General features: G+C 72.5%; 11 protein-coding genes and 1 riboswitch. Of the genes, 9 read left to right on the top strand and 2 right to left on the bottom strand.

All coding sequences use genetic code 11. From position 1 onward, the window contains the following. The first annotated feature begins 91 nt into the window (after positions 1 to 91). Positions 92 to 222, top strand: a riboswitch (FMN riboswitch). Positions 223 to 377: 155 nt separating this feature from the next. The 9 genes from ribD to ACT2CW_RS08930 all read left to right on the top strand — a co-directional run bounded on the left by ribD (position 378) and on the right by ACT2CW_RS08930 (position 8626). Then, positions 378 to 1520, top strand: a complete 1143-nt coding sequence (gene ribD, locus ACT2CW_RS08970; protein WP_445516173.1) for a bifunctional diaminohydroxyphosphoribosylaminopyrimidine deaminase/5-amino-6-(5-phosphoribosylamino)uracil reductase RibD — start codon at positions 378 to 380, stop codon at positions 1518 to 1520. Position 1521: 1 nt separating this feature from the next. Continuing rightward, entirely contained in the window at positions 1522 to 2154 is a 633-nt protein-coding gene (locus tag ACT2CW_RS08965) for a riboflavin synthase (RefSeq protein WP_164425104.1), read from the top strand. Continuing rightward, complete coding sequence (locus tag ACT2CW_RS08960; protein WP_445516172.1) at positions 2151 to 3509, top strand: bifunctional 3,4-dihydroxy-2-butanone-4-phosphate synthase/GTP cyclohydrolase II; 1359 nt, start codon at positions 2151 to 2153, stop codon at positions 3507 to 3509. Before ACT2CW_RS08965 ends, ACT2CW_RS08960 begins: the two co-directional genes overlap by 4 nt. An 80-nt stretch (positions 3510 to 3589) precedes the next feature. Then, complete coding sequence (ribH, locus tag ACT2CW_RS08955) at positions 3590 to 4075, top strand: 6,7-dimethyl-8-ribityllumazine synthase (RefSeq protein WP_445516171.1); 486 nt, start codon at positions 3590 to 3592, stop codon at positions 4073 to 4075. Positions 4076 to 4099: 24 nt separating this feature from the next. Further along, a complete protein-coding gene (locus ACT2CW_RS08950) occupies positions 4100 to 4384 on the top strand; it encodes a phosphoribosyl-ATP diphosphatase (protein WP_063745107.1) in 285 nt (94 codons plus the stop codon). A 73-nt stretch (positions 4385 to 4457) separates the two neighbouring features. Continuing rightward, the gene (gene hisG, locus ACT2CW_RS08945; RefSeq protein ID WP_138916523.1) at positions 4458 to 5306 is read left to right on the top strand and encodes an ATP phosphoribosyltransferase; all 849 of its coding nucleotides are present in this window, start codon (positions 4458 to 4460) and stop codon (positions 5304 to 5306) included. A 64-nt stretch (positions 5307 to 5370) separates the two neighbouring features. Continuing rightward, positions 5371 to 5826, top strand: a complete 456-nt coding sequence (locus ACT2CW_RS08940; RefSeq protein WP_164425106.1) for a PH domain-containing protein — start codon at positions 5371 to 5373, stop codon at positions 5824 to 5826. Positions 5827 to 6146: 320 nt separating this feature from the next. After that, on the top strand, positions 6147 to 7520 hold the full coding sequence (locus ACT2CW_RS08935; RefSeq protein ID WP_325116648.1) for a hemolysin family protein: 1374 nt from the start codon (positions 6147 to 6149) through the stop codon (positions 7518 to 7520). Continuing rightward, positions 7517 to 8626, top strand: coding sequence for a hemolysin family protein (locus ACT2CW_RS08930; protein ID WP_445516170.1), 1110 nt, complete (start codon positions 7517 to 7519; stop codon positions 8624 to 8626). The genes ACT2CW_RS08935 and ACT2CW_RS08930 overlap by 4 nt, the downstream gene beginning before the upstream one ends. 328 nt (positions 8627 to 8954) lie before the next feature. On the opposite strand, the gene ACT2CW_RS08925 is transcribed toward ACT2CW_RS08930, so the two are convergent. Continuing rightward, a complete protein-coding gene (locus tag ACT2CW_RS08925) occupies positions 8955 to 10844 on the bottom strand; it encodes an AAA family ATPase (protein WP_445516169.1) in 1890 nt (629 codons plus the stop codon). Positions 10845 to 11243: 399 nt separating this feature from the next. Beyond that, positions 11244 to 11873, bottom strand: coding sequence for a uridine kinase family protein (locus ACT2CW_RS08920; RefSeq protein ID WP_445516168.1), 630 nt, complete (start codon positions 11871 to 11873; stop codon positions 11244 to 11246). Positions 11874 to 11967: the final 94 nt, after the last annotated feature.

Below are 11967 nucleotides of genomic sequence, written 5' to 3'. Positions count from 1 at the left end.
CTCCGGGGCTTGGGTGGGTGAGGGAGGCCACACGGGGGCGGCTCCCAGCTGGGGCGATGGCCATGGCACACTGGGCCCGTACCAGTGACGTCAGCGCACTCCGGGGTCGGTGAAAATCCGAACCGGCGGTTACAGTCCGCGACCCGTCCGCCGCCAGCGGCCGGTTGACCAGGTGAAATTCCTGGACCGACGGTGAAAGTCCGGATGGGAGGCAGTGCGCGGCGGTAGCGACATCACCGGTGCGCCGCCTCGGCGGTCCGCCTCGCGTACGCGGGATGTGGACCCATCGCCGATCCCGGCGCGCTGGCGGCGCCGTTTCCGCTTTCGTGTCATCTCGACCGCCCCGGAGTCCGTGCCCGAAGAGGCAGGAGGACCCGGTGGCCACCGCAGCCGAAGCCCAAGCGATGCGCCATGCCGTCGCGCTCGCCGCCCGCGGCCTCGGCCACACCAGCCCCAACCCCGTCGTCGGCTGCGTCGTCCTCGACGCCGGTGGCCGCGTCGTCGGCGAGGGCTGGCACCAGCGGGCCGGCGGTCCGCACGCCGAGGTCCACGCGCTGCGCGCGGCGGGGGAGCGGGCGCGTGGCGGCACCGCCCTCGTCACCCTCGAACCCTGCGACCACACCGGCCGTACCGGCCCCTGCTCGCAGGCCCTGATCGCCGCCGGGATCGCCCGCGTCCACTACGCCGTCGCCGACCCCACCGCCCAGGCCAAGGGCGGCGCCGCGACCCTGGCCGCCGCCGGGGTCGAGGTCGACGCCGGGCTGCTGGCCGACGAGGCCGAGGCGGTCAACGAGCCCTGGCTGACCGCGATGCGCCGCGGCCGCCCCTTCGTGCTGTGGAAGTTCGCCGCGACCCTGGACGGCCGCAGCGCCGCCGCCGACGGCACCAGCCGCTGGATCACCTCCGCCGAGTCCCGCGCCGATGTGCACCGGCTGCGCGCGGAGGCCGACGCCGTCGTCGTCGGCTCCGGCACCCTGCGCGCCGACGATCCCCACCTGGCCGTACGGGACCGGGAGGGCGCCACCCAGCCGCTGCGGGTCGTCGTGGACACGGCCGCCACCATCAAGCCCGGCGCCCGGGTGCTGGACGACGCCGCGCCCACGCTGATCGCCGTCGCCGAGGACGCGGGCACCGCGCATCTGCCGCGGCGGCCGGGCGTGGAGACCGTAAGGCTGCCGCGCGCGGAAACCGGCCTCCGGATCCCCGCGCTCCTGGCCGAGCTGCACGGCCGCGGCGTGCGCTCCGTCCTGCTGGAGGGCGGGCCCACCCTCGCCGGGGCGTTCCTCGCCGCGGGCGCCGTTGACAAGGTCGTCGGCTATCTCGCCCCCGTCCTGCTCGGCGCGGGCCCCGCCGCCCTCGCCGACGCCGGAATCACCACCATCGCGCAGGCGTTGCGTCTCGAGACGGCCGATGTGACCCGGCTCGGTCCCGATCTGCGCGTCACCGCCGTCCCCGTCACCGCCGTCCCCCCTGCCGTTCCCGCCGCCCCCGCCACCGCCACCCTCGCCGAGGAGAACTGAAGTGTTCACCGGAATTGTCGAAGAACTGGGTGAGATCGTCGCCATCGAGCACCTGGGCGACGCGTCCCGCTTCCAGGTACGCGGTCCCGTCGTCACCGAAGGGGCGAAGCACGGCGACTCCATCGCCGTCAACGGCGTCTGTCTCACCGTCGTCGACATCATCGAGGACGCGGAGGGCACCCGGTTCAGCGCCGACGTGATGGCCGAGACCCTGAACCGCTCCGGTCTCGGCGCGCTCGACGTCGGCTCCCGGGTCAACCTGGAGCGCCCCATGGCGCTGGGCGGGCGGCTCGGCGGCCACATCGTGCAGGGCCATGTGGACGGCACCGGCGCCATCGTGGACCGCAAGCTCTCCGAGCACTGGGAGATCGTGAAGATCTCGCTGCCCGCCGAACTCAGCCGCTACGTCGTCGAGAAGGGCTCCATCACGGTGGACGGCATCAGCCTCACCGTCGTGGACGCGGGCCCCGACTACTTCACCGTCAGCCTCATCCCGACGACCCTCGCGCTCACCACGCTCGGGGTCAAACAGGCCGGTGACCCGGTCAACCTCGAGGTGGACGTACTCGCCAAATACGTCGAGCGGCTGCTCGGACGGGACAACGGCACGCAGGACAAGGAGGCCACATCATGAGTGAGGCATACGCGGTGACCGACCCGCATCCGAGCGGCGGCCCGGCCGCCTCCCCGAGCAGCGGCCCGGCCGCCCCCCTGCGCACCGCGCACTGGCCCGACGAACTGGCGCTGGACCCCATCGAGCGCGCCATCGCCGACATCGCCGCGGGCCGCCCCGTGGTGGTCGTGGACGACGAGGACCGGGAGAACGAGGGCGACCTCGTCGCCGCCGCCGAGACGATCACCCCCGAGATCGTCGCCTTCATGATGAACGAGTGCCGTGGGCTCATCTGCGCGCCCATGGAGGCCGCCGAACTCGACCGGCTGCGGCTTCCGCAGATGGTCGAGGAGAACACCGAGTCCATGCGGACCGCCTTCACCGTCTCGGTCGACGCCACCGCCGAACACGGCGTCAGCACCGGTATCTCCGCCGCCGACCGGGCCACCACCCTGCGGCTGCTGGCCGACCCGGCCACCACCCCCGGCGACCTCGTCCGTCCCGGCCACATCTTCCCGCTGCGCGCCCGCCCCGGCGGGGTGCTCGAGCGCGACGGCCACACCGAGGCCGGGGTCGACCTCGCCCGGCTGGCCGGACTCCGCCCGGCGGCCGTGATCTGCGAGATCGCGGGGGAGGACGGTGCCATGCTGCGCCTGCCCGAGCTGGTCGCCTTCGCCCACAAGCACGACCTGGCGATCGTCTCCATCGCCGATCTGATCGCGTACCGCAAGCCCGCCGAACCGCTTGTGCGGCGCGAGGCCGAGACCCGGCTGCCCACCGCCTTCGGCGACTTCCGGGCGTACGGCTACCGCGCGGCCGACGGCGTCGAGCACATCGCGCTGGTCCAGGGCGACATCCGGGACGGGGAGGACGTACTGGTCCGCGTCCACTCCGAATGCCTCACCGGCGATGTCTTCCACTCGCTGCGCTGCGACTGCGGCCCCCAGCTGCACGCCGCGCTGGAGCGGGTCACCGCCGAGGGCCGGGGCATCGTCCTGTATCTGCGCGGCCACGAGGGGCGCGGCATCGGACTGCTGTCCAAGCTGCGCGCGTACGAGCTCCAAGAGCTGGGCCGGGACACCCTGGACGCCAATCTGGAGCTCGGCCTGCCCGCCGACGCGCGGGACTACGCGGCGGGCGCGGAGATCCTCGCCGACCTCGGAGTGCGTTCGCTGCGGCTGATGACCAACAACCCGGAGAAGACCACGGCGCTGGTCCGGCACGGGCTGCGGGTCACCGGCCGGGAGCCGATGCCCGTCCAGGCCGGGGAGCACAACCTCCGCTACCTCCGCACCAAGCGGGACCGGATGGGGCATGACCTGCCCTGGCTGGACGGCGACCGCGCCGAGCCCATATCGGCCTGCGGCAACCAGTAGCCACACCAACGCACCACCACAGAACCACCAGAACACCAGAGCACCAGAACACCGGAAAACCGGAAACACCGAGGAGAGACGTGAGCGGTAAGGGCGCCCCCGAACTGTCCGTGAAGAACTGCGGGGACCTGCGCGTCGCCGTCATCGCCGCACAGTGGCACGAGAAGGTGATGGACGGCCTGCTCAACGGCGCCCTGCGCGCGCTGGGCGAGCTCGGCATCGACGAGCCCACCGTGCTGCGGGTGCCGGGCAGCTTCGAACTGCCGGTCGTCGCCAAGGTGCTCGCGGGCCGCGGCTACGACGCGATCGTGGCCCTGGGCGTCGTCATCCGCGGTGGCACCCCGCACTTCGACTATGTGTGCCAGGGCGTCACCCAGGGGCTGACCCAGGTCAGTGTGGACACCGGCGTGCCCATCGGCTTCGGCGTGCTGACCTGCGACACCGAGGAGCAGGCCCTGGACCGGGCCGGGCTCGCGGGCTCCAACGAGGACAAGGGCCACGAGGCGGTCACCGCGGCCGTCGCCACCGCCACCACCCTGCGCTCGGTCGCCGAACCCTGGCGCTGAGGGGCGTCGCACGACCCAAGTAGGATGACGGACACGATGCCCAAGAAGACGTTCGAGGAGCTCTTCGCCGAGCTCCAGAAGAAGGCCGCCACGGCCGACCCCGCCACCTCCCGCACCGCCGAGCTGGTCCACTCCGGTGTGCACGCCATCGGCAAGAAGGTCGTGGAGGAGGCCGCCGAGGTGTGGATGGCCGCCGAGTACGAGAGCGACGAGGCGACCGCCGAGGAGATCTCCCAGCTCCTGTACCACCTTCAGGTGATGATGGTCGCCAAGGGGCTGACCCTCGACGACGTCTACGCCCACCTCTGACACCCCCCACCAGCACCCTCACTCTCGCCACCGAGCTAGCCGAGCCACCGAGCCACCGAAGGAAAGAGCACTCATGCTGCGCATCGCCGTCCCCAACAAGGGTTCACTGTCCGAGCCTGCGTCGGCGATGCTCCATGAGGCGGGCTACCGGCAGCGCAAGGACCGCAGGGAGCTGGTCCTGGTCGACGCGGAGAACGAGGTGGAGTTCTTCTTCCTCCGCCCCCGCGACATCGCCGTCTACGTGGGCTCCGGCCGGCTCGACATCGGCATCACCGGCCGCGATCTGCTGCTGGACTCCGGCTCCCAGGCCGAGGAGATCATGCAGCTCGGCTTCGCCGGGTCCACCTTCCGCTACGCCACCCGTCCCGGCACGGCCAAGGACGTCAGCGAGTTCGGCGGGATGACCGTGGCCACGTCCTTCGCCGGACTGGTCACCAAGCACCTCGCCGACAACGGTGTGGACGCCGCCGTGGTCCACCTCGACGGCGCCGTCGAGACCGCCATCCAGCTCGGTGTCGCCGAGGTCATCGCGGATGTGGTCGAGACCGGCACCACCCTGCGCAACGCCGGGCTGGAGATCATTGGCGAGCCCATCCTGGAGTCCGAGGCGGTCGTCATCCGCCGCACCGGCGACCCCAGCGACGACCCCAAGGTCCAGCAGTTCCTCCGCCGGATGCAGGGCGTCCTGGTGGCCCGGCGCTACGTGATGATGGACTACGACATCCGGGTGGAGCAGGTGGAGCGCGCCGTGGCGCTCACCCCGGGCCTGGAGTCGCCCACCGTCTCCCCGCTGCACCACGAGGGCTGGGTCGCGGTCCGCTCGATGGTCCCCGCCAAGGACGCCCAGCGGATCATGGACGAGCTCTACGACCTGGGGGCCCGGGCCATCCTCACCACCGGCATCCACGCCTGCCGCCTCTGACGGCCGCGCCGCCCCTGCCCCCCTCCCGTTCCCTCCCGTCCCTCCCATCCGAGAGGCCGACCACGTGTCCGCCGCCGCGCCCACCCCCGCCCTGCCCGTCACCTTCCGGCCGACCAGGACCCGGGCCGTCCTGATGACCGTCGGTGTCGCCGTCCTGGTCGTCCTCACGGCCGTCGCCCTGCTGCTGGAGCGGCTGGGGCCGGGGGAGCGGGCCAGCTTCATCCTCACCGGACTGCTGTTCTTCGGGGTGCTGATGCTGCTCAGCCGCCCCAAGGTGGTGGCCGAGGAGGGCGGTGTGACGGTGGTCAACCTCACCACCAAGCGCCGGCTGGAGTGGGCGGAGGTGCTCCGGGTCAATCTGCGCCCGGGCGACCCCTGGGTCTATCTGGACCTCGCCGACGGCACCAGCCTGCCCGCGATGGGCATCCAGCCGGGCATCGCCAAGGCGCACGCCATCAGCGACGCGCGGGCCCTGCGCGCCCTCGCAGAGCGGCACGGGACGGGCCGTGCCGCGGACTGAGCCACCCGCCAGGGCCGCCCGGCCCCTGCGGTGTTGAGCAGCCCCTTCACATCCGCTTCCGCCCGCCGCCGGGCGGGCCCCGCGAACCGGCCGACGAGCGGATCGGCACTCCAACGGCGTGAGGGGCCTGCCCGTCATGCCCCATCCTTGATTACTCTGTTGCCGGGGCCGAACGGTGCCCCGCCCCGCCTCTCCAGCGCGCACGCCCGCGTGCGCCCCCGGCGGGCTTCCCTGCGACCCGAGGAGTGACTCCCTCAGCAGATGGACGGATCGTCCTGTAGTACCTGCGCCGCCGCCGACCACGAGGCGGCGGCATGAGCATCACCCTGTCCCTCCTGCTGCTGTCTGCGGCACTCGTCCTGATCCTCGCCAACGGCTTCTTCGTGGCCGCCGAATTCGGCCTGGTCACCGTCGAGCGGCCGGACGCCGAGCGAGCCGCCGACGAGGGCGACAAGCGCGCCCGTACCGTCGTCGAGGCGCTGCGCGAGCTGTCCTTCCAGCTCTCCGGCACCCAGCTGGGCATCACCATCACCTCGCTGATCGTCGGCATGCTGGCCGAGCCCGCGCTCGGCCATCTGCTGACCGCGCCGCTGGAGGCGGTCGGGCTGCCGCACGGCGCCGTCTCCGGTGTCGCCATCGTGCTCGGCATGCTGCTGGCGTCCGCCGTCCAGATGGTCATCGGCGAGCTGGTGCCCAAGAACTGGGCGGTCTCCCGGCCGCTCCAGGTCGCCCGCTTCGTCGCGGGCCCGCAGTACGCCTTCGCCCGCTTCTTCCGGCCCGTGATCGCCCTGCTCAACACCGTGGCCAACCGGCTGGTGCGGGCGCTGGGCGTGGAGCCCACCGAGGAGCTGGCCTCCGCCCGCACCCCCGGTGAGCTGGTCTCGCTCGCCCGCCATTCGGCGCGGGCCGGCGCGCTCGAGCAGGACACGGCCGATCTGTTCGTCCGCACCCTCTCGCTCGGCGAGCTGACCGCCCAGCATGTGATGACCCCGCGGGTGCGGGTCAGCGCGCTGCACTCCACGGCGACCGCCGTGGATGTGCTCAATCTCACCCGGGCCACCGGGCTGTCCCGGTTCCCCGTCTACCGTGACCGGCTGGACGAGGTCATCGGGATGGTGCACCTCAAGGACGCCCTCGCGGTGCCGTCCGACGACCGGCTGCGCACCCCCGTCAGCCGGATCGCGCAGTCCCCGGTGCTGGTCCCCGAGACGCTGCCGGTCCAGCCGCTGCTGGAGCGGCTGCGCAGCGAACAGCCGATAGCCGTGGTCGTCGACGAGTACGGCGGCACGGCCGGTGTGGTCACCCTGGAGGACATCGTCGAGGAGCTGGTCGGCGAGGTGCGCGACGAGCACGACGACGAGGCCGCGGAGACCCCCGACCTGGTGCAGACCCTCACCGAGGACGGCCGCACCGTCTGGGACGCCGACGGCGGCTGCCGCGTCGACACCCTGCGCCGGATCGGCCTCGACGCGCCGGACGGGCCGTACGAGACCGTGGCCGGGCTGGTGGCCGATCTGCTGGGGCGGATCCCCGCCCCCGGCGACATCGCCGAGCTGCCCGGCTGGAAGCTGGCCGTCCGGCAGGTCGGCCATCACCGGGCGGAACGGGTGCGCATCGTCCGCGCGAAGCCGGGTACTACGCCGCCTGTGCAACTGACCGCCCATGCCGTGGCCGGGGAGGGGAACGGACGATGAGCCTGGTACAGCTTCTCTTCGCCGTCCTGCTGGTCCTGGCCAACGGCTTCTTCGTGGGCGCCGAGTTCGCCCTGGTCTCGGTGCGCCGCAGCCAGATCGAGCCGCGCGCGGCCGAGGGCTCCGCGCGCGCCCGTACGGTGCTCACGGGCCTGGAGAACCTGCCGCAGATGATGGCGGCCGCCCAGTTCGGCATCACCGTCTGCTCGCTGACCCTCGGCGCGGTCGCCGAACCGACCGTCGCCGAGCTGCTGGAGCCGGTCTTCCATGCCGTCCACCTGCCCGAGCAGCTGATCCACCCGCTCGGCTACGCCATCGCGCTCGCCCTGGTGGTCTTCCTCCACCTGGTCATCGGCGAGATGGTGCCGAAGAACCTGGCCATGGCGGCGCCGGCCAAGACCGCGCTGTGGCTGGGCCCCGGGCTGGTCACCTTCGCGCGGCTGTGCCGCCCGGTCACCGCGCTGCTGGGGGCGTGCGCCCGGCTGGTGCTGCGGCTGTTCCGGGTGGAGCCCAAGGACGAGGTCGAGGCCGTCTTCACCAGCGAGCAGCTGACCCATCTGGTCGAGGACTCCCGGCAGGCCGGGCTGCTCGACCCCGGGGAGCAGGAGCGGCTCGCGGACGCCCTGGAGCTGGGCAGCCGCCCGGTCACCGATGTCCTCCTGGACCCGGCGGGCCTGGTCACCGTGGATCCCTCGGTCACTCCCCGGCAGATCGAGGAGCTGACCGTGCGCACCGGCTACTCGCGCTTCCCGGTGCGCGGGCCCGGCGGCGCCTTCATGGGCTATCTGCATGTGAAGGACGTCCTGGAGCTGGAGTTCCCGGAGCGGGCCGTGCCGCAGCGGGTCTGGCATCCGATCGAGACGCTCCGGGCGGAGCTTCCGCTGGACGACGCGCTCACCGCGATGCGCCGGGCCGCCTCCCATCTGGCGGCGGTCGCCGACGGGTCGGGCACGGTGCTGGGGCTGGTGGCGTTGGAGGACGTCCTGGAGAAGCTGGTGGGCGAGGTCCACGATCCCGCGCATCGGGGCGGGGCCCGGGAGCGGGTGGCCGAGCCCAGGGGGGAGGCGGCGGCCGTGCTCTCCGAGGAGGAGCGGGCGATGGTGGGCTGAGCGCCGCGGTTGCGCTGCGGCTCTGCGCCTGCGGCGGGCCTTTCCCCTACCCGCCCCTTCCCACAACCGGGGCTCCGCCCCGGACCCCGGTCCTCAATCGCCGGACGGGCTGAAAATCAGCCCGTCCACCCCGGACCCGGTCCTCAAACGCCGGATGGGCTGAAAATCAGCCCATCCGCCCCGGACCCGCTCCTCAAACGCCGGAGGGGCTGAAAATCAGCCCGTCCGGCGATTGAGGACACGCCCGAAGGGCGTCCGGGGTCCAGGGGCAGAGGCCCATGGTTCGGGAAGGGGCGGGTAGGGGAAAGACCCGCCGCAGGCGGGCTCGCTAGCCCAGGGGCGGGTCCTGGGGGTCGCGGTACATCGGGCCGCGGCCCGACAGGACCTCCCCGTACGCCTGCATCAGATCCGGCAGCCGCAACGTCGCGAGATCATCCCGATTCGGCGTACCACTCCACCCCGACAGCCGCAAATCCCGGTACGCGCAGCTCTTCTCGTACAGCGTCCGCAAAAACCGCCCATTCCCCAGCTCATCGATCCAGCCCTGGTCCACCACATGGCCGCTGATGCTGCGCAGTTCCTCCACGGCCTCCTCGTCCCACACATCCCCGTTCTCCGCCGCCAGCACCTCCCCGATGCGGGTGAGCTCCAGCGGGCGGTAGCTGGGGAAGTCGACGCGGGTGGTGAAGCGCGAGCCGAGGCCGGGGTTGGCGGCCAGCAGGCGGTCCATGCCCTCGGGGTAGCCGGCGAGGATCACCACCAGCCGGTCGCGGTTGTCCTCGGCCCGCTTGAGCAGCACCTGAAGCGCCTCGTCGCCGTACGCGTCGCCCTTGCTGTAGCCCGAGTTGGACAGGCTGTACGCCTCGTCCACGAAGAGCACCCCGCCGAGCGCCGAGTCGATCAGCTCATTGGCCTTCACCGCCGTCTGGCCCAGATACTCGCCGACCAGATCGGCGCGCCCGGCCTCCACCAGATGGTCGCCGCCGAGCAGCCCGAGGGCGTAGAAGACCCGGCCGAGGATGCGGGCCACGGTGGTCTTGCCGGTGCCGGAGGGCCCGGAGAAGACGAAGTGCCGCTTGGGCGGCTGGACCGGCAGGCCCTGCCCGGCGCGCAGCCGCGCCATGTGGAGTTGCGCCGACAGCGCCCGGACCTGCCGCTTGACCGGCTCCAGGCCGACCATGCGCTCCAGCTCCTGGAGCGCGCTCTCCAGCAGCACCGGATCGGAGGGGCCGGGCTGGGAGGGCAGTCCGGCCCGGTCGCGGGTGCCGCCCGCGCCCATCACGGCGGGGCCCATCAGCGGCGGACCCTCGGGGCCCTCGCTCGCGGCGCGCGGATCGCGGCCGTCGGACAGCGTGTCTGCGGGGTCGGTGGCGGTGGCGTCCCGGCCGTCCGTGGCGTCCTGGCCACCGGCCCCGGCCAGCGATACGGCGGCGAGGTCCGCGGGCTCGTCCAGCCCGTCGGACTCGGCTATCGCCGCCAGCCGCGCCGAGGTGTCCATGAAGGTGGAGTCGATGCGGTGCACCGCGCGGTAGAGCGGGAGCGCGGCGGCGCTGCGCCCGGTGCCCTCATGGGCGCGGGCGAGCCAGTAGCGCAGCTCCTTGCGCTGGGGCTGTTCGCTGCGGCAGCGCATTAAGGCGGCGGCGAGCAGCGGTTCGGCCTGGCTGTACATCTCCAGCCGGACCCGCGCCATCCCGGCGAACAGACCGGCCTCGATGCCGAGGAACTGATCGTCGAGCAGCGGCTCGGTGTGGCGCACCAGCTGCTCCCAGTCCTTGACCAGATAGGCGCGGCAGGCGTGCAGGAAGCGGGCCTGCGGATCGGCCTCGACCGGGGGGCAGCCGGCCAGCGCCCGGTCCAGCTCGGGCACATGGCGGCCGTCGAGCCAGTGGGAGGCGTGGGCGAGCAGCAGGTCCCGGCTGGTCTCCAGCACGGGCTGGACCCACCAGCCCAGCCAGTACCAGGAGTTGAGGGTGCGGCGGTGCCGGGCGCGCTGCTCGCCGAAGCGGTCGCGGTGCCGGTACATCCGCAGCAGCGCCGCCGCGGTGTCGGCCCGCAGCGCGTGCAGTCCGAGCCAGGCGTCGGCCATTCCCGGGTCGAGCCGGGTGGCGGCCCGGAACTCCTCCTCGGCCTGTGCGTACGCGCCCATCGTGTAGGCATCGACGGCTCGCAGCCAGGCGAGGTCGGCCGGGGCGTGCGAACCCTGCGTGCCGAAATCCATCACGTCCCCCACAACCCCTGCCCCCGTGGATGCCGCAGGGGCGACTGCCCCTTTCGCATCGTACCTGCGCAACGCGCATGGGCCGAGGGTGCCGCACTGTTGTTCGTCGCAATCCCACAAGGCCGGACGGGTGTGCGCGGGGGCGTGTAAGGGGCGCACAAGGCTCGGGGAAGGCCGTCACCCAGAGTGAGGAAGTGGCCGCGCAAAGCAGCGGAAAACCGGCGCCAGACAGGACGAAGCCCCCGATCACGGGGGAACAACCGGGGGCTTCGCGTTGTGGGACGACTCGTACGAGTCGCACATTGAGAACGTAAGACCTGTATGGGCCCCAGGTCAAGCCGAGTTGGGTTGCGCGTCATGCCTCGGACGGCGGCGTCAGGCCCGGTCGGTGGCATCGGCTCACGCTGTGTGAGACCAAGGGGCGTTCCCGTCGGTCGCCGCGGGTCCCGGTAGCACCTCATACCCCTCCTTCCGCTGCTGTACCAAGGCTCCCGCGTACGGACGGGACGGGTCGGCGGCGAAATGCGCACGCTCGGCGGGCAGCCATCCGTCCCAGAACGCGGCCTGTTCCGGGCCGTCCCGCAGTTGCCCGCGCCGCCAGGAGTCCCGCTCGGGCAGCTCCATCCACAACAGCTGCGCCAGCCGCGGGCGCACCGCGCGGCGGCCGCTGCCCACGCCCTCCAGCAGCACCACCGGCGCGGGGTCGAGCCGCCGCCGGGCGGTGGTGAAGCGGCGCTCCACCCAGTCGTACGGGGCGTAAGCCGCGGCCGCTCCCCGGGCGAGCGGGGCGAGGACATGGGCTTGCAGCCGCTCGGCCCAGCCGAAGAGCTCCTCATGGGTGGCGAAGTCGTCCGTGTGCAGCACCGGCGCGCCGCCGAGCGCTTCGGCCAGTTGCCCGGCGAAGGTGGTCTTCCCGGAGCCCGCGTGGCCGTCGATCGCGATCAGCCGGACCGGTCCGCAGGACGGCGGCAGCGCGCGCAGGCGCCGCGCCAGCGCGTCCAGGGTGCCAACCGGTCGGTAAGTTCGCATCGGGGACCACCATACGGCCCTTCGGGCTCGTTCACTCCATTGGTTCACACCAATATTGATGGAGCGGGCGCTGGGGGAATCACTGGCCTGAGAC

Source organism: Streptomyces sp. NEAU-174, from assembly GCF_052665095.1.
This window is presented reverse-complemented; position numbering and strand designations above follow the sequence as displayed.

Bases quoted from the DNA above. Each gene is read 5' to 3' on its own strand.
- ACT2CW_RS08960 (WP_445516172.1), top strand. From the start codon at position 2,151: ATGAGTGAGGCATACGCGGTGACCGACCCGCATCCGAGCGGCGGCCCG.
- ACT2CW_RS08950 (WP_063745107.1), top strand. From the start codon at position 4,100: ATGACGGACACGATGCCCAAGAAGACGTTCGAGGAGCTCTTCGCCGAG.
- hisG (WP_138916523.1), top strand. From the start codon at position 4,458: ATGCTGCGCATCGCCGTCCCCAACAAGGGTTCACTGTCCGAGCCTGCG.
- ACT2CW_RS08930 (WP_445516170.1), top strand. From the start codon at position 7,517: ATGAGCCTGGTACAGCTTCTCTTCGCCGTCCTGCTGGTCCTGGCCAAC.
- ACT2CW_RS08925 (WP_445516169.1), bottom strand. From the start codon at position 10,844: ATGGATTTCGGCACGCAGGGTTCGCACGCCCCGGCCGACCTCGCCTGG.
- ACT2CW_RS08920 (WP_445516168.1), bottom strand. From the start codon at position 11,873: ATGCGAACTTACCGACCGGTTGGCACCCTGGACGCGCTGGCGCGGCGC.